The following is a 17322-nucleotide window of genomic DNA, read 5'->3' on the forward strand; positions in this document are numbered from 1 at the left end:
GATAAAGAAGGTGGAACACCGATGGAAAATATATTAGAGGTCAAAGATCTTCATATATCCTTTCACACGTATGCGGGCGAAGTACAGGCGGTACGTGGTATAAACTTTGAAGTGAGAAAAGGCGAGACGGTCGGAATCGTAGGGGAATCAGGCTGTGGGAAAAGCGTAACCGCTCAATCGATTATGCAGTTGATTCCGAAGCCGCCTGCCCACTATAAACAGGGACAGATTGTTTTTAATGGCCAGGACCTGTTAAAGAAGAAAGAAAAAGAAATGGAGAAAATCCGCGGGAATGACATCGGGATGATTTTTCAGGATCCGATGACGTCTTTAAACCCCACAATGAAGGTGGGACAGCAGATTGCAGAGAGCCTAATTAAGCACCAGAAGCTGTCGCGTTCTGAAGCTCATAAGCGTGCCGTGGATGCACTTAAGCTTGTAGGAATTCCACAGCCGGATAAGCGGGCAAACCAGTATCCGCACGAATTCTCCGGCGGGATGCGGCAGCGTGCCATGATTGCTGTGGCGCTTGCCTGCAGGCCGAAGCTTCTCATCGCGGATGAACCGACAACGGCACTGGACGTTACGATCCAGGCGCAAATTCTTGATTTAATGAGGGAACTTCAAGAAAAGACTGGAACGTCTATCATCCTAATCACACACGACCTAGGTGTTGTTGCTGAAATGTGCGACCGGGTTATCGTTATGTACGCAGGAGAAGTAGTAGAAAGCGGAACAGTAGACGATATTTTTTATCGTCCGGAGCATCCCTACACAAAAGGGCTTTTACAGTCAGTCCCGCGCCTTGATATGAATAAAAACGAACCGTTAAAACCGATTATCGGCACACCACCGGATCTGGTTAGCCCGCCTGTCGGCTGCCCGTTCTATGCACGGTGCGACTATGCGATGCACGTCTGCAAGGACCACAAGCCGCAGCTGGAAAACATGGGTGGACAACAATTTGCCGCCTGCTGGCTTCACCATCCAATGGCGAAAGTGGCAGCAGGAAAATAAGAGGAGGGGCATAAATGAAAGTAATACTAAATAATTCCCCCGTGAAGACGAAAAATAACCAGGAAGCCCTTGTTGAAGTACGCAACCTGAAGAAGTATTTTAATACGGGAAGCGGCGTTGTCAAAGCAGTCAGCGATGTTTCCTTTACGATAAAAAAGGGAGAAACGCTCGGTGTCGTAGGTGAGTCAGGCTGCGGTAAATCAACAATGGGGAGAACCGTCCTGCGCCTTTATGATGCGACTGAAGGAGAAGTATGGTTTGAGGGGAAAAATGTTCACAAAGCAGGTTCCGGTGAATTAAAGAAACTGCGCCGGGATATGCAGATGATTTTCCAGGATCCGTACGCTTCTTTAAATCCAAGAATGACCATTGAAGACATTATCGGCGAAGCGCTCGACCTTCATCACCTTGCTTCCGGGGCAAAGCGGAAGGAACGCATTCAGGAATTGCTGAAGCTGGTCGGTCTAAGACCGGAGCATATCAACCGTTTTCCTCATGAATTCTCCGGCGGGCAGCGCCAGCGGATTGGGATTGCGCGCGCACTTGCCGTTGAGCCTAAGTTCATCGTATGTGACGAACCGATCTCTGCGCTTGATGTTTCTATTCAGGCACAGGTAGTGAATTTATTAAGTGATTTACAGGACAAATTTGGTCTTACCTATTTATTCATTGCCCACGATTTATCCATGGTTAAACATATCAGTGATCGGGTTGCTGTTATGTACCTGGGTAAGATGGCCGAGCTGTCAGCGAGTGAAGAACTGTACGAGAACCCGCTTCACCCATACACCCAGGCGCTTTTATCCGCGATCCCGATTCCGGATCCGGAAGTGGAAAGAAAACGCCAGCGTGTTGTGCTTGAAGGGGATGTACCAAGCCCGATGAATCCGCCAAGCGGCTGTCATTTCCGCACACGCTGTCCGCGCGCGATGGAGTCATGTGCGAAGATAGAACCGGTATGGCAGGAAGTAAAACCGGATCATTTCGTGGCCTGCCACTTATATAATGAAGAAGTAATGGGAAATAAAGTTCTGCGGCCTTAGGCACCGCAGAACTTTTTTCTGCTTTAAAGGTATATAATGGCAAACTTGCTGGCGACAATAGGTAACAAGTCTGAATGGAGGGGTCTATTGCATGAAGAAGTTACCTGTTGTACTGCTGTGTTTCACATTATTCTTTCCCTCGATCAGCAGCATTGCCCAGGCGGTGGAAAAGGCGAAAGTGCCTGCGAAGCAAGGTGTTGATCTTGCGCCAAATGCGGTGTCGGCTGTTTTAATAGATAGGGATACCGGGACGATTCTGTATGAGAAAAACGGGCATAAATCACTTCCGCCTGCAAGCATCACTAAAGTGATGACCATGCTGCTTATTATGGAAGCACTAGACCGTGGTGAGTTGAAAATGACAGATAAAATCCGGACAAGTGAATATGCCGCATCCATGGGCGGATCGCAAATCTTCCTGGAACCGGGAGAAGAGATGACCGTAAATGACATGCTAAAAGGCATTGCACTTGCCTCCGGAAACGATGCGTCCGTGGCGATGGCTGAACACCTGGCCGGAACCGAAGAGGCCTTTGTCAAGAAGATGAATGAACGTGCAAAGCAGCTTGGAATGGACGACACGGTGTTCAAAAATGCGAATGGGCTTCCCGTAGCCGGCCATGTTTCATCTGCACACGATATCGCTTTAATGTCACGTGAACTATTGAAGCATGAAGAGATTACAAAATATACAGGCTTATACCAGGACTACCTGCGCAAAGATTCGAAAAAACCTTTCTGGCTTGTGAATACAAACCGCCTCGTCCGGTTTTATACAGGGGCGGACGGATTGAAAACGGGGTACACGTCCGAAGCGAAATTCTGTCTCACAGCAACGGCAAAACGCGGAAACATGAGGGCTATTTCTGTCGTTATGGGGGAGCCTGATTCCAAAATCCGCAACCAGGAAGTAAGCGCGATGCTGGATTATGCGTTTAATCAATATGACAGCCAGCCGCTCTATAAGGAAAAACAAGTCGTAAAAACCGTGCGGGTTGGCAAGGGCAAGCAGGAGACAGTGGATGTGGTTGTTCCCTACCGGTTCAGTATGCTTGTGAAAAAAGGCGAAAAAGGCTGAACACTACGAGAAGGTTGTCCAGCTGAATGGCCAGCTTGTCGCACCTATAAAGAAAGGGGCCAAACTGGGCGAAATCGTCATCCGAAAGGACGGCAAAACAGTCAGCACGGTTGACCTTGTGGCGGCTTCCAGCGTAGAACAAGCGAACTGGTGGGACCTCATGAAAAGAACAACGAGAAAAATGTTCGGAGGATAAAAACAAAATCGGGAAAGGAAGAAATATGACGCCTTTTCCCGGTTTTTTTCTAGTTTTGTCGGAGGGCAGGAATTGCCAGTCCAGCTGTAGAATCTCCCATTTATCACCTTTAGTGAAGGAGTGGGCTGAGCATGAGCTTACGAGTGGACATGGAGACGATTGGCGAAGTTTTAATTGTAAGGCTGGATGGGGAATTGGATCATCACACGGCTGATAAACTGCGCGTTGAAATGGAGCAGCACATACAGCAAGCTGATATTCACCATATTTTATTAAGTCTGGCTCATCTTGATTTCATGGATAGTTCCGGTCTCGGTGTGATTTTAGGCCGCTACAAACAAATTACAGCACGTGGCGGAGACATGGTTGTCTGCTCGATTAACCCGGTGATTTATCGTCTGTTTGAGCTTTCGGGATTGTTTAAAATTATAAAAATCAAGGAATCCGAGCAGGAAGCTCTCCTTGTATTGGGGGTGGCTTAAGTGATAAACAAAAGTGAGCGGAACTTCATGTCACTGGCTTTTGCAGCTCGCAGCGAAAATGAAGGGTTTGCCCGCATTGCTGTTGCTTCTTTCTTATCGAGGCTTCCCATTACCCTTGAGGAAGTCGAGGAGATTAAGACTGTTGTGTCTGAAGCCGTTACCAATTCCATTATCCACGGGTATGAGGGAGATGAGAATGGTACGGTTAGCATTGTCACTTCTTATGACCATACAGCGATTGAAATCGTTATCGAGGACAATGGAATCGGGATCGCTAATCTTGAAGAGGCAAAACAGCCGCTGTTTACAACCAAACCGGAGCTGGAGCGTTCGGGTATGGGCTTTACGATTATGGAAAATTTCACAGATGAAATGGAAGTTACAACTGAAATCGGAATGGGAACCAGAATACGTTTAGTAAAGAAACTGACAAAGAATGAAGCGTTGTGTAATTAGGAGATATGCCAATGGAGACCAATGTAAGGAATGCCAATCATCCTTATTTGTCAGATAAAGAGGTAAAACAGTTGCTTGCTGCAAGTCAGGCGGGAGATTCAACAGCACGAGATACATTGGTAAACAGCAACATTCGCCTGGTATGGTCCGTTGTCCAGCGTTTTTTAAACCGCGGGTATGAAGCAGACGATTTATTCCAAATCGGCTGCATTGGACTTTTAAAGGCCATTGATAAGTTTGATTTAAGTTTTGATGTTAAATTCTCAACGTATGCTGTGCCTATGATTATTGGAGAAATCCAGCGCTTTCTGCGGGACGATGGAACGGTAAAGGTAAGCCGGACGCTCAAAGAAATTGCCCATAAAGTTCGGCGAACGAAGGATGAATTATCCAAGACACTGGGCAGACTCCCTACAGTGAAAGAAGTTGCGGATGTTCTGGAGCTAACCCCGGAGGAAGTCGTTTATGCGCAGGAGGCAAATCGTGCCCCCTCCTCCATTCATGAAACCGTGTTTGAGAATGACGGCGACCCCATTACGCTCATGGATCAGATTTCAGACAAAGACGAAAATAAATGGTTCGACCAGCTGGCTTTAAAAGAAGCCATTAGCAAGCTGTCCGAGCGGGAACAGCTTATCGTTTATTTGCGTTATTACAAGGACCAAACACAGTCAGAGGTCGCTGAGCGGCTCGGTATTTCCCAGGTTCAGGTATCAAGGCTGGAGAAGAAAATATTGCGTGCCATGAAAGACCAGATCGAGAGGTAGCCTCTCGTCTGGTCTTTTTCTTTCTACAGGCATAGGAGCTATGCAGGAAACAAATAATAGGCATACATGAGGAGGGTTGATGTATGGCTGAGGGCGACCACATTTATCTTAAACTAAAAGCAAAGGTTCAACTTCCGCCGAAGCAGACAATACGTATCCACCATGTAGCTGAGCTCGTTACAAACAGTGAGCAGGAACAAGCAATCCGCGGACTGCCGCTTCACATGTTAAGCATACGGGACGGGAATCGGCACGTCGTTGATGTCATACAGGTAATTCAGGTAATCCATACACTTGATCCCGGTCTTGTTGTCTGTCCTGTGGGCTCACAGCAAACGCTTGTTGAAATTGTATACCCGAAAAGAAAAATGAATATCCTTCTTGTGGCGTTCATTTGGATTGTTCTTTTTATTGGATCCGGCCTTGCGATCATGAATTTTCATACGGATGTCAGTATGATGAAGGTTCACCAGCGGCTGTACGAGTTAGTGACAGGAGCAAAGAACGAACATCCATTAATCATTCAAATCCCGTATTCCATCGGAGTGGGGGCGGGAATGATTTTATTTTTTAACCACGTTTTTCGCAAGCGATTTAATGAAGAACCAAGCCCACTGGAACTTGAAATGTTCTTGTACCAGCAAAACCTTGATCAGTATGTTATTACGCATGAGAAGAAGGAGGGAGAGCGTCATGATCGGTAAACTGCTCCTGGTGATTGTCGGGCTGAGCGGCGGATTAATCGTTGGGAGCGGGACCGTCGCCCTCCTGACCGTGCTTGATTTGATTCCCCGGCTGGTACAGATTACGAAGTCAAACCGGTACATTATTTATTTCCAGTGGTCCGTTGTCCTGGGTACTTTGTTTGCGACCCTGTTTGATTTTTTCTCGCCTATGCTTGGGCTGCAGCCGGTTTGGCTAAGCATACCCGGCTTTTTTATGGGGCTGTTTGTCGGACTGCTGGCAGCAGCCCTGACAGAAGTGCTGAACGTGATTCCGATTCTTGCCAAGCGAATGCATATGTACGAATATCTATATTTGTTTATTATTGCAATGGCCTTTGGAAAAATAGCGGGTTCTTTGTTTCACTGGCTGTTTTTTGCAAAATAAGGAAGGGAGCATTTATAGGTGCCACATGAAAACTAAACGCAAAGTGATTTTAATAACAGACGGCGACCTTGCAGCAAAGCGTACGGTCGAAGAGGTAGCGCGAAGAATCGGGGGGCGGTGCATTTCGCGTTCTTCCGGAAATCCAACCCCGCTCGATGGGCCGCAGCTCGTTGCACTCATTAAACAGGCGCTGTACGACCCGGTGCTTGTCATGTTCGATGATAACGGCAATTCCTACATGGGAAAGGGAGAGCAAGCGCTCTATTATGTTTCTACCCACCCGGATATTGAAGTGCTGGGAGCGGTTGCCGTTGCCTCTAAAACGGAAGGTGCACATGGTGTAGAAGTGGATATATGTATCGACAGGCATGGCAGGAAAGTCAAACACCGCGTTGACAAAAATGGGGTCGTCGAGAGGGGGACAACGGCATATATTGTGGGAGACACAGTAGATGTGCTGAACATGCTCGAACTTCCTGTCATTGTTGGAATCGGGGATATTGGGAAAATGAGGGGCCGTGATGATCACTGTTACGGCTGTCCGATTACGACGAAAGCCGTGGAGTACATTCTTGAAAAGAGCGGCTACAGGTCATTACAACCGGAAGGCACATAAAAATTAGGGTTGTCATTGCCTGATTGAATGTGGTACGGTATAAGATATTCATATAGGGCAGGGAATTTTGCATAATAAAGTTTGCGCATAAACAGGCACAGACGTAGCTTAGTAGCGGCAGCTGACGTAATCAATTGTCAGGTGCCTTTCTTTCATTATATAAAGAGATGCATGTAAGGGGGAACCATTGTGTTTTTACATGGAACAAGCAGAATTAACGAGCGGAACCACCTGGAAATCGGCGGCTGCGATACTGTGGAGCTTGTACGGCAGTACGGAACACCGCTATACGTATACGATGAAGTGCTTATCAGGGACAAATGCCGTGCTTTTGTGGAAGCGTTTCGGGAGAGCGGAGTTCCTTTTCAAGTAGCTTACGCTGGCAAGGCGTTTATGTGCATGGCTATGTGCCAGCTTGTGGAGGAGGAAAATATGTCGCTTGATGTCGTGTCGAGCGGTGAACTTTATACAGCGCTGCAGGCCGGGTTCCCCGCTGAACGCATTCATTTCCACGGCAATAACAAAACGCTGGAAGAGCTGGCAATGGCGCTGGAAGCGGGGATTGGCTGCTTTGTTGTCGATAACTTCCTGGAACTGGAGCTTCTGCATGAACTGGCTCGCGAACAGAATCGAACTGTTGCTATTCTTCTTCGCCTGACACCCGGGATTGAAGCCCATACGCATGAATATATCTCCACCGGACAGGATGATTCTAAATTCGGATTCGGTGTGAGCAGCGGGCACGCCCTGCAGGCTGTTAAAATTGCGCTCGATAAACCCAATTATAAGCTCCTCGGTATTCATTCCCATATCGGTTCACAAATTTTTGAAACGGCCGGATTTGTCGGTGCGGTTGAAGTGCTGGGCAGCTTTTTAGAGGACGTCCGCAAAGAAACAGGCTACGAAGTTAAAGTATTGAACGTTGGGGGCGGATTTGGCATCCGTTATACGGCGGAGGATGACCCGCTTCCGGTAGGTGAATACGTTAAGGTCATCACGGCGGAAGTGAAGAAACAGTTCACTGAGAGGAACTATCCCCTTCCTGAAATATGGATTGAACCCGGCCGCAGCATTGTGGGCGATGCGGGGACGACACTGTACACGGTTGGCTCCGTTAAAGACATTCCCGGCATCCGCAAGTACGTAGCGATTGACGGAGGAATGTCCGACAATATCCGTCCGGCGTTATATCAGGCGAAGTATGAAGCGCTGCTCGCGAACCGAGCGGCGGACGATGCGGAGGAAGTTGTATCGATTGCAGGGAAGTGCTGCGAAAGCGGAGATATGCTTATCTGGGATTACCCGCTTGCCGAAGCAAAGCCAGGGGACATTCTGGCGGTGTCATGCACCGGTGCGTACGGTTATTCAATGGCTAATAATTATAACCGGATCCGGCGTCCTGCGGTTGTGTTCGTGAAGGACGGCCGCGCGGAGCTGGTTGTGGAAAGAGAATCATACGAAGACCTTGTAAGAATGGATCGGGTTCGCCAGAACGTGTTAAGTAAATCATAAATCTACAGGCAATAAAAAACAGGCAGGACGCATGAGGCGTCCTGCCTGTTTTATGTATGTACCCTGCGTTATAATTCGAATCCGGCCGCGATTTGAGCGGCGATTTTTTGCAAATCTTCGCCTGTATATTTGTTGTTATTTTCCTGGAACGTTGGGTGAAATCCGTCCTGTCTGCCATACCTCGGAATAATGTGAATATGAGGATGGAATACAGTTTGGCCTGCCGTTTCCCCATTGTTGTTCAACACATTTACGCCATCGGCGTTACACTGCTTTTTAATGGTGGAGGCAATCTCAGGAACTACGCTGAACAGGTCTGCAGCCACTTCCGTACTCATTTCAAAAATATCCTTCATATGAACCTTAGGGATCACGAGTGTGTGCCCTTTTGTAACCTGGCTAATGTCGAGGAAGGCGAGCACCTTTTCATTTTCATAAACCTTTGCGGATGGAATTTCTCCCTGAATGATTTTGCAAAAAATACAAGTGGAATCAAGTGACATACGATCACCCTTTCTGTTTTGTGTTCCCTTTATTTTACCACCCACTTGCCCGGAATTGAAACGGTTGTTTTACAGCTGCACTCCTGTATGATTTTTTTGCTGGACAAGGGTGCCGCATCCTTATATAGTACAAATATACAGCATAACAATAGGTAAAACAGATAAAAAATGACGGGTTATCACCTGATTAATTCCTCAGATTGAGGTGGACGACGATGCATCAAGAGTTAAACTTAAATGGCATATGGCAATGCCTGCCTGACGTGGATAATGTGCTGGAAGGCAGCATTGAAAATCAAATTGTATATGCTTCAAATGATATGATATGGCATGACATTATGGTTCCTTCTCACTGGCAGAAGGCCGGATTCGAAGACCATCAGGGTGTCATGTGGTACCGGAAGAAGTTTAACGCACCTGAAAAGCAGGCCGGAACCTGCTTTTATCTTTATTTCGGCGCTGTTGACTATTTCTCGGAAACATGGCTGAATGGCATTTACCTTGGGGCGCATGAAGGAGACTTCGACAGTTTTCAATTCAACGTAACCGATATACTGCATGAAAAGCAGGATAATGAGCTCATTGTAAAAGTAACTTCAACTATAGATAACAACCCGGAACGCAAAGCGATTGCCAAGGGGGGGCTTTACCACTGGGATTGCCTTCCCGTCAGGCAGGAAGGGCTGAAGGATTGTCCCGAGGTGCCTTCGGCTGCGAATGCTCAGTATCCAAACCCGCTCATAAATCCGGGAGGAATCTGGCAGGGTGTTCGCTTGCTGCAGAAGTCTGCGGCTAACATTCATAACGTCCGCGTTACAAGCCTTCTGCAGGACGATTATGAAAAAGCAAATGTATATGTGGACATTTCAATCGAGAATGAGGCATGGTTCGAACAGGAGCTTGAAATTCGCACACGCGTAATTCCACACAACTTTGTGGGCGATGAAATAATTTCTCTCACAGAGACCGTTATGCAGTGCCCGGGTACTCTCCAGCATACAACGAGGCTCACGGTGGAGCAGCCGCGTTTGTGGTGGAGCCGGGAACTCGGTACTCCCCATCTGTATCAGGCCGTCACAGAACTATGGCAGAATGAAAAGCTTCTTGATTCGCGGACGCACACGTTCGGCATCCGGGAAATAAAGCTTGATGAATCATGGGGCCTTTATTTGAATGGAAAGCGCCTTTTCATTAAAGGAAACAACTATGTATCGGACCAGTTCCTCTCCATAATGAATGAGGAAGGCTATAAGACGGACCTTGACCTGATGGCGCAGGCGAACATGAACATGACCCGCCTGTTTGCCCACGCTGAACGTGAAGAGTTCTACAGCCTTTGCGACGAACAGGGCATGTTAGTTTTTCAGGATCTTCCGTTCCAATGGGGATACCGGTCAGATGGAGAATTCATCAACCGGGCGGCGGATGTGAGCGCGAGGTTCGTCCGCATGCTGTACAATCACCCGTCTGTAGTATTGTGGTGCTGTCACAGCGAATCCCGGTACCACGACTACAATAAGCTTGATAGCGTTTTGCTGCGCACGGTGCAGCAAAATGACAGGACGCGCCCGGTTCACAGAAACTCGGTACTCGCCGCCGAAGGGAAGCTTCCTGATTTTTTTGCAACGTGGGATGATTTCGCTGACTATGTCCCCAACCATTTAAGTGTAAACTGGGTTGGCTGGTACTGGGGTGAAATCAACGACGCCGAGCATTACAACCCCCTCTTCATAACCGAGTATGGGACCCAGTCGCTGCCGGATGAGGAATCGCTGCGCAAGTTTATTTCTGAAGAGAAGCTGTGGCCGGCGGATCTGGACGCATGGCGGATGCGCGGCTTTCAAGATAACATTTATACGAAAATGATGGGAGATTATCCCGCTACGCTTACCGAGATGATTGAGCGCACACAGGAATACCAGGTCCGGTTTTATAAAGAACACACGGAAGCGCTGCGGAGAAAGAAGTATAAAAACGTAAGTGGGATCCTGCAATTCCACTTCGTAAATACGTGGCCGGCCATTGACTGGTCTATTATTGATTACTACCGGAAACCGAAACGGGCGTTTTACGCTGTAGCAAAAGCTTTTGAGCCGTTGCAGCTTTCCTTTGCGGGCGAGATGGAAGCAGGGGAACAAAGCACGCGTGTAACAATGGAAGCGTGGATTGTGAACGATTTCCGAAGGGAGCTGGAAGGGCATGAGGTCTCATACCGTCTCCTGGATGAAAACGGAACCGTTGTTGAGGAACGAATCGTGCTTGCACCGGTGATTGAAGAGGACTCCTCCCGCTGCTTCGACAGGGCATCTATCAAGGTACCAGCCCACCACCGGATCCTTAAAATCGAAGGAGAACTGCGCGATCAAAACGGCTGCATAGTTGCCCGCAATGATAAAGTGATTTTTCCGAAGCGGAGTGAAAATGAAATCGAAACAGCAGCTAGAGCAAAGGTAGGTTTATAATCAGGATGCTTAAATAAATACAGAATGGAAAAAGCCGCCTCAATTATGGCGGCTTTTTTTTTCTCCCTGAAATTTCCGTTACTACAGTTGCACAACCTGAGCAAACTAGATGAAGGGTTTTAACACAGAAAAAGCAAGGAGAACGCTAATCTCTATAATTTATTTTCAATTGTAATGGAAAAATAAGGGAGGAATATATAATGGTACATAGGATGATTTGTTGTTTTATGCTGTCTCTTTTTCTTTTTACGTGCCCTGTATCCGCTTTGGCAGAAAATGTACCTGACCAAAAGGAGGAAATATCTTCCTTTTTAAAAAATGTTTTCGAGGCACGCAACGGGTTAATCCTTGATCAAAATCCGGAGACGATAAAGAGTTTCTATGCGACCGGTAAAAAGTCAAGTCGTTACGCAATGGAATATGAAATAACAAGGGCTAAATATATGAGTACCTGGGCAAAAAAAAGGGGGGTAAAATTTACCGAAGCCGTAGGAGACACCCGGATTGTCCGTACAAATGTACAGGGAGACACGGCAAAAGTGTCGTTACTGTATTCCTTAAAACTCACATATGAGTACGAGGGGAAACAGTTGAAGCCTCAGTCGTTTGGAGTTGGAACGCGTCACGGCATTACGTTAAAAAAGGTTAACAATAATTGGAATATCTTAAGGGAATGGTACTCCGATCCGCTTGAAGGGGATGAGCGTTTGGTTGCGGACGGCATTGTACAGAGTTCACGCCAAAGCCATCAGACGGAATCCACTCTGCAAAAAAAGCGGATGGGGACAGGAAGAAGGTATGATAGGGAAAAAGCGGTAGCCTACGCTGATAAATATGCCGGAATTGCATGGGGAGCAGGGAATAACAATAGGTATAACCGTAAGTATAAGGATTACCACTATATAGGTGGAGATTGTACAAACTTCGCCTCCCAGGTTCTTGGTGATAAGGAAGAAGGGGGAGGCCTGCCTATGCAGGGGGGATGGTATTACAGGTACAGGCAGGGGGGAGCACAGCCTGGGTCCAAACAGATGCATTCAAAAACTTTCTTCTTTGGAGCGGGTATGGAAAGATGATTGCCCGGGGCTTCCTGCCTGATCTTCTAAAGCCAACCTCCCGCCACCCTGAAGGCGCTCTCGCTGAACTGGAACCTGGAGATTTAATTGGGTACGAAGCACACGGCGATGTCGATCATTTCTCTATCGTTGTAGAGCGAGACAGCAATGGATACCCCCTTGTCGACTCTCACACAGGGGACAGATATCATGTTCCCTGGGATTTGGGGTGGGATAAGACGAATAAATTTGTGCTCATTCATATCAGAGACTGATCATTTTCCCCTCTAAGACATACTCCCAGCGCACGTGTCATATTTTAGAGTAGGACAACGCTTCGGTGGGAGTTGGAGGGGGAAAATGAGGCTTCCGATTTTTTTGCAGCAAATGGCACTTCGAACAGGTGCCATTTTTATTGTAAAGGTGCTAGGTGCTCTTGCTCGAATCCCTTTGTTTCGACTGCTTGGGGCGGAGGGGTAGGTTTATACCAGATGGCCTACTCGTTCTACGGATTAATCCTCACCCTGATTGCTGGTGGATTTCCCACTGCTCTTTCTTTGATGACAGCAAAAAATGCAAATCAGGGAGCCAGGCTCTTTAAACTTTCCTTTTCTTTACTGGGGATCTTAGGAATGGTCATCGGGTTTTTGGCTTATAAGTTCTCCCCGGATATTGCCCTTTATCTGGGGGATTCTCAGTTAACCGCCGCCATCCAGTGTATCGCTCCGGCGCTTGTTATCGCTCCTCTCCTCGCTCTTACCCGTGGATTCATTCAAGGAATGGAACTGTACGGCTCTATCGCCATTTCAGAAATTATTGAGCAGGTAGTTCGCGTCGTAACAATGCTGGCACTTGCGGCTCTCTGGGTGGGCTATGGGAATGGATTTGCCGTAGGCGGGGCGGTTTTCGGGGCATTTACAGGCGGGATTGTCGCGCTGCTTTTCCTGCTTATCCTTCTTAGAGACAACCCTGCTCACATCGCCGGAAAACGCGGGGAGAGGACAACGATAAGTACGCCGGCCCTTTTTTCTTTGCTTTTCCAGGCTTCGCTGGCGATTCTAACGACACGCCTTATCGTTCCAGCGCTGGAGTTTTTGGACGTCCTTATTATTCCGCACCGCCTGCAGGCCTCGGGCCTTACGGTTTCCCAGTCGACTGCCGTATTCGGTGAAATTGCAGGAATGGCGACAACGGTCGTGCATCTCCCGACGATAATTACGGCCGCTCTGTCCCATACGCTGGCAGCGAAAATTACAGGGGATTGGAAAAATAAGAAAAGCAAGCAGTTTTTGCGGCGGTGCCAGCTGGCGATTAACCTCGGGTGGATGTGGGGAATTGGCTCTTCTCTCTTCCTTTATCTTTACCCTTATGAGATTTCCCGCTTGTTATTCGGCACCGAGCAGGCTGTGATGGCGGTCCGGTATATGGCATTGATCCCAGTGCTTACAGGGGTACGCGAAATTACAACAACGATTTTATGGGCACAGGAGCGGCAGAAAGATCCCATCATCGGTTTGATTCTCGGTTCATGCGTTTCGATTCCCCTTTGCTATTTGCTGAGTGGAATCCCGGGGTTTGGATATGAGGGGGCAGTCATTGGAATTCTCTCAATGGAAGTGGTCGCAGTAATCTGGAATATGGCGGTTCTGAAACGGGACAACAGGGCCATATTCTTATTGATTCCTTTGATTTTTGAAACACTGCTATTACTTTTTGGCGGTTTTGCATACTATCTTGCGATAAATTACTTTATGCTTCATGTAAGTCCTCCTCTTCTGGAGTTTGTTCGGTACGCAGCACACATGCTTGTTTTTTACGGGGGAGTGACCGCGTATCTTATTTTTCGTTTTCTAAAAATGAATAACTTGAAATTGTTTACCTAGCAAAGGAACGACGGGGTGCAACTAACTGCTACGGCTTCGCTCCTGATGGCGGATCGATTGACGGGCTGTCATTCAGAAGCAAGAAGTAAGAATCAATAGCCGATGCTATAGAGTGGGCCAGGTGCTGCTGAAGCGCCGGATCCGTCAACTGCTTTAAGTCCTGCTTGTTATTAATGTATCCCATCTCAATAAGCACAGTCGGGCATATAGAGTGGTTCAGTATGTATAACTCCTTCTCTTCCGGGGAAGCTCCGACGTTTTGTACAAATTATTTAATGAATGCTGGACCATATCCGCAAGCATGAAGCTCTGGTTGTTTTTTTGATATAACACGAGGGCTCCTCTGTCCGAGGAACGGGGAGAGAAATTGACATGAAGGCTGACCATGATTTTTGGCGCCAGCTCCTTTGCCAGGTGTTTTCGCTGGGCCAAATCTTTTCGATGCCGCGAATCGGTTTTAAGCCATCCGTTCTCTTCACTTAGCCCGTAATCGCCTGTCCGGTTAATGGCAGCCGTGTAGCCTTTCTTTGCCAGCTGTTTGTACAATATCGTTGCAATCTCCAGTGTAATATCTTTTTCCACCACGTCCCCATACGATGTTCCTCCGTCAACTCCTCCGTGCCCGACATCAATCAGGATATCAACCGGGGTGTGGATACTGTGTGAAGCGCTCACAGGAAGGGGAAAAGTGATGAGGAGAAGGATAAATGCACCAAGTAAGCTTTTCATAATCAACTGTCCGCTCCTCCTTTTTGCAGAACCTAGGATCGTGTGCTTACTTTGCCCTTATTTCATATGATTACTTCTGGTAAATGGAGGGAGCTAAGCAGCCCCTCCCTTTTCTTTATGTTTCAAATAATGATATGATAAAGATTGACCAATTGAATTTACATATAAAGGAGATGTTGCTAATGGCTAAAAAAGGATATATCCAGATGACGAATGGAGAAAAAATTGAATTTGAACTTTACCCTAATGAGGCTCCTGGCACAGTAGCTAACTTTGAGAAATTGGCTAATGAGGGCTTTTATAATGGCCTTAATTTCCACAGAGTCATCCCTGGTTTTGTATCACAGGGGGGATGCCCAAATGGAACCGGGACGGGTGGACCAGGCTACACAATCAAGTGTGAGACGCAAGGAAATCCTCATAAGCATGAGGCAGGTTCCCTGTCCATGGCACACGCAGGAAAAGATACAGGCGGCAGCCAGTTCTTTATTGTCCATGAGCCGCAGCCCCATCTGAATGGCGTCCATACTGTCTTCGGTAAAGTTACCTCAGGCCTTGAGACTGCTAAGGCTATGCGAAATGGAGATAAAATGGAGAAAGTAGAAGTATTTGATGCAGAATAAGAAAGCTTAAGGTATTCGATACCTGAGCAATTGAATAAGCAAGGAGGTAAAGGGAGAGCTGTAAAAGGCTCTCTCTTTCTTATGTGCATATATTTATCTATCACAGGACAATCGCCGTGCCATATGGTAGCAAATGGCATAATGTATGTAAGGAACGAATTGGAAATAAATTTAGACAAGGAGATGGGGCAGGTGAAGATAGGGGACGTGGGAATTGAGAAGGTTTCACGTTCGCCACTCGTATCGGTTATCATACCGGCAAAAAATGAATCGCGAACGATTGTGCAGGTCATCCGGGGAGCGAAAAGCATTTCGCCTGATATGACGGAAGTGATTGTCGTTTGTAACGGCACAACGGATAGAACAGCGGCTTTAGCAAGAAAGTCAGGGGCGAGGGTCCTTGTGATTGAAGAGGCAGTCGGCCTTGATGTTGGGCGAGCCATCGGCGCGAAACATGCCAGGGGTGACATTCTGTTGTTTATTGACGCTGATTTTACTATCCCTGCTGCTTTATTGTGCAAATACGTGACGGAGGTAAAGAGCGGCTCAGATCTTGTGCTAAATGGCTATTCAGGATCCCGGACGGAGACGACGATTCATTCAACGTCACAGGCAAAAAGGCTGTTAAATAAAATGGCCGGCCGCCCCGATTTACAAGGGAGCTCGATGACAACGGTTCCCCATGCGATAAGCAGAAGGGCACTTGAAGTTATTGGATATGAATCGCTGGCCGTTCCCCCGCAGGCACAGGTAAAGGCGATCATTGCCGGACTTAAAATTGCAAGGACAGATACAATCAATGTAGCAAAATTAAATAAGAAGCGAGCGGCACGCAGAGAGGAAGTTACGAATCTTGTGCTTGGCGACCACTGCGAGGCGATTGCTTATTTACTTTCATCCCAGGGAAAGAGGGGAGGATTCACGGATTTTTTGCGAAAAAGGGACGTTTTATGCGCAGAACGTGAGGAAGAAACAACTGTTCATGCGGGGCAGGAGGCGATGAATGGTAATGGAAGGGCTGAAAAATCTTGAACTTCTGCTGCAAAACTCACAAAAGCTTTCTATTATTGTATGCGCACGAAATGAAGAAGAAACAATAGGTCCACTGCTTACGAATTTATATGCTCTATTTCCAAAAGAAATTATTGTCATTGAAAATGGCTCAACCGATAAGACAAAAGAAATCTGCCAGCAGCGGCATGTGAAATGTATCTCGTATTGTTTTACATTAGGGCATGACGTTGGCCGGGCTATCGGCGCGCAAAAGGCGACCGGGGAAGTGCTGCTGTTTCTGGACGCCGATATTGCTTTTCAAGCAGAAGAACTCGCCCCCTTTATCACAGCATGCTATTCCGGGGCAGATATAGCGCTTAATAACCTGAACCTATTTTATACACGCTCTTCTATGATTGATTATGTGAGCATGGCCAAAGCTTTTCTAAACAGGGCACTTCTGCTGCCGCATCTGGGCTACTCTTCCCTTACGGCAATTCCTCACGCAATGAAGAAAGAAGCAGCAGAAGCCATCGGGTTTGAGCAGCTTTCCGTTCCCCCGAAAGCCCAGGCCATTGCTGCGCTGGAAGGATTAAAGATTGAGCATGGGGGCAGCGTAAATGTATTTAAAACAAACAGGCGAAGGGACGTTCATTTTGGTGAAGTAAATGAAGTAGAAAATATGATACTGGGCGACCACCTCGAAGCTCTGGAATACGTTCAATCGATACGAGGGAGCCGTTCCTTGCTCACCGATACAATTAGAAAGAGAAGTTTCATTAATACGCTGTAGAAAA

General features: G+C 47.3%; 19 protein-coding genes and 1 pseudogene. 17 read left to right on the forward strand and 3 right to left on the reverse strand.

The genetic code is table 11. The features are described from left to right. Positions 1-21: 21 nt before the first annotated feature. The 10 genes and pseudogenes from MBEAL2_RS08925 to lysA all read left to right on the forward strand — a co-directional run bounded on the left by MBEAL2_RS08925 (position 22) and on the right by lysA (position 8277). Complete coding sequence (locus tag MBEAL2_RS08925) at positions 22-1017, forward strand: ABC transporter ATP-binding protein (RefSeq protein WP_047151963.1); 996 nt, start codon at positions 22-24, stop codon at positions 1015-1017. A gap of 14 nt (positions 1018-1031) precedes the next feature. Beyond that, the gene (locus MBEAL2_RS08930) at positions 1032-2060 is read left to right on the forward strand and encodes an ABC transporter ATP-binding protein (protein WP_047151964.1); all 1029 of its coding nucleotides are present in this window, start codon (positions 1032-1034) and stop codon (positions 2058-2060) included. Between the two features lie 91 nt (positions 2061-2151). Beyond that, positions 2152-3334: pseudogene (locus MBEAL2_RS08935) on the forward strand (D-alanyl-D-alanine carboxypeptidase family protein). Between the two features lie 131 nt (positions 3335-3465). Next, positions 3466-3816, forward strand: a complete 351-nt coding sequence (spoIIAA, locus tag MBEAL2_RS08940; protein WP_047151965.1) for an anti-sigma F factor antagonist — start codon at positions 3466-3468, stop codon at positions 3814-3816. 27 nt (positions 3817-3843) lie between these two features. Further along, on the forward strand, positions 3844-4272 hold the full coding sequence (gene spoIIAB / locus MBEAL2_RS08945; protein WP_047152045.1) for an anti-sigma F factor: 429 nt from the start codon (positions 3844-3846) through the stop codon (positions 4270-4272). An 11-nt stretch (positions 4273-4283) separates the two neighbouring features. After that, positions 4284-5039, forward strand: a complete 756-nt coding sequence (sigF, locus tag MBEAL2_RS08950) for an RNA polymerase sporulation sigma factor SigF (protein WP_047151966.1) — start codon at positions 4284-4286, stop codon at positions 5037-5039. 83 nt (positions 5040-5122) lie between these two features. Further along, a complete protein-coding gene (locus MBEAL2_RS08955) occupies positions 5123-5743 on the forward strand; it encodes a stage V sporulation protein AA (protein WP_047151967.1) in 621 nt (206 codons plus the stop codon). Continuing rightward, a complete protein-coding gene (locus MBEAL2_RS08960; RefSeq protein WP_047151968.1) occupies positions 5733-6149 on the forward strand; it encodes a stage V sporulation protein AB in 417 nt (138 codons plus the stop codon). Before MBEAL2_RS08955 ends, MBEAL2_RS08960 begins: the two co-directional genes overlap by 11 nt. A 25-nt stretch (positions 6150-6174) precedes the next feature. Continuing rightward, positions 6175-6765, forward strand: coding sequence for a stage V sporulation protein SpoVABEA (gene spoVAEA / locus MBEAL2_RS08965; protein ID WP_047151969.1), 591 nt, complete (start codon positions 6175-6177; stop codon positions 6763-6765). Positions 6766-6954: 189 nt separating this feature from the next. Next, a complete protein-coding gene (gene lysA / locus MBEAL2_RS08970; RefSeq protein ID WP_047151970.1) occupies positions 6955-8277 on the forward strand; it encodes a diaminopimelate decarboxylase in 1323 nt (440 codons plus the stop codon). 68 nt (positions 8278-8345) lie between these two features. Here the strand turns inward: lysA and MBEAL2_RS08975 are convergent, their stop codons facing one another. Beyond that, positions 8346-8780, reverse strand: a complete 435-nt coding sequence (locus MBEAL2_RS08975; protein WP_047152046.1) for an HIT family protein — start codon at positions 8778-8780, stop codon at positions 8346-8348. A gap of 215 nt (positions 8781-8995) precedes the next feature. Here MBEAL2_RS08975 and MBEAL2_RS08980 point away from each other — a divergent pair, with 215 nt between their 5' ends. The 4 genes from MBEAL2_RS08980 to MBEAL2_RS08990 all read left to right on the forward strand — a co-directional run bounded on the left by MBEAL2_RS08980 (position 8996) and on the right by MBEAL2_RS08990 (position 14180). Next, positions 8996-11242 carry a glycoside hydrolase family 2 protein gene (locus MBEAL2_RS08980; RefSeq protein ID WP_047151971.1) on the forward strand — a complete coding sequence of 749 codons (2247 nt, stop codon included), beginning with the start codon at positions 8996-8998 and terminating at the stop codon, positions 11240-11242. 200 nt (positions 11243-11442) lie between these two features. Continuing rightward, the gene (locus tag MBEAL2_RS34330; protein WP_052947605.1) at positions 11443-12318 is read left to right on the forward strand and encodes an amidase domain-containing protein; all 876 of its coding nucleotides are present in this window, start codon (positions 11443-11445) and stop codon (positions 12316-12318) included. Next, positions 12225-12572, forward strand: a complete 348-nt coding sequence (locus MBEAL2_RS34335; RefSeq protein ID WP_439644846.1) for an amidase domain-containing protein — start codon at positions 12225-12227, stop codon at positions 12570-12572. The genes MBEAL2_RS34330 and MBEAL2_RS34335 overlap by 94 nt, the downstream gene beginning before the upstream one ends. A gap of 216 nt (positions 12573-12788) precedes the next feature. Beyond that, on the forward strand, positions 12789-14180 hold the full coding sequence (locus MBEAL2_RS08990; protein WP_052947607.1) for an oligosaccharide flippase family protein: 1392 nt from the start codon (positions 12789-12791) through the stop codon (positions 14178-14180). 28 nt (positions 14181-14208) lie between these two features. On the opposite strand, the gene MBEAL2_RS34465 is transcribed toward MBEAL2_RS08990, so the two are convergent. After that, complete coding sequence (locus tag MBEAL2_RS34465) at positions 14209-14364, reverse strand: hypothetical protein (RefSeq protein WP_236692733.1); 156 nt, start codon at positions 14362-14364, stop codon at positions 14209-14211. 32 nt (positions 14365-14396) lie between these two features. Continuing rightward, the gene (locus MBEAL2_RS08995; protein WP_236692745.1) at positions 14397-14909 is read right to left on the reverse strand and encodes an N-acetylmuramoyl-L-alanine amidase family protein; all 513 of its coding nucleotides are present in this window, start codon (positions 14907-14909) and stop codon (positions 14397-14399) included. 182 nt (positions 14910-15091) lie between these two features. On the opposite strand from MBEAL2_RS08995, the gene MBEAL2_RS09000 reads away from it, so the two are divergent. The 3 genes from MBEAL2_RS09000 (at position 15092) to MBEAL2_RS09010 (ending at position 17318) form a co-directional block, all read left to right on the forward strand. After that, on the forward strand, positions 15092-15532 hold the full coding sequence (locus tag MBEAL2_RS09000; RefSeq protein WP_047151972.1) for a peptidylprolyl isomerase: 441 nt from the start codon (positions 15092-15094) through the stop codon (positions 15530-15532). Between the two features lie 192 nt (positions 15533-15724). Continuing rightward, complete coding sequence (locus MBEAL2_RS09005) at positions 15725-16564, forward strand: glycosyltransferase family 2 protein (protein WP_236692734.1); 840 nt, start codon at positions 15725-15727, stop codon at positions 16562-16564. Next, positions 16536-17318 carry a glycosyltransferase family 2 protein gene (locus MBEAL2_RS09010; protein ID WP_052947608.1) on the forward strand — a complete coding sequence of 261 codons (783 nt, stop codon included), beginning with the start codon at positions 16536-16538 and terminating at the stop codon, positions 17316-17318. The genes MBEAL2_RS09005 and MBEAL2_RS09010 overlap by 29 nt, the downstream gene beginning before the upstream one ends. Positions 17319-17322 lie beyond the last annotated feature (4 nt).

It is taken from the genome of Aneurinibacillus tyrosinisolvens (assembly GCF_001015055.1).
Classification (GTDB): domain Bacteria; phylum Bacillota; class Bacilli; order Aneurinibacillales; family Aneurinibacillaceae; genus Aneurinibacillus_A; species Aneurinibacillus_A tyrosinisolvens.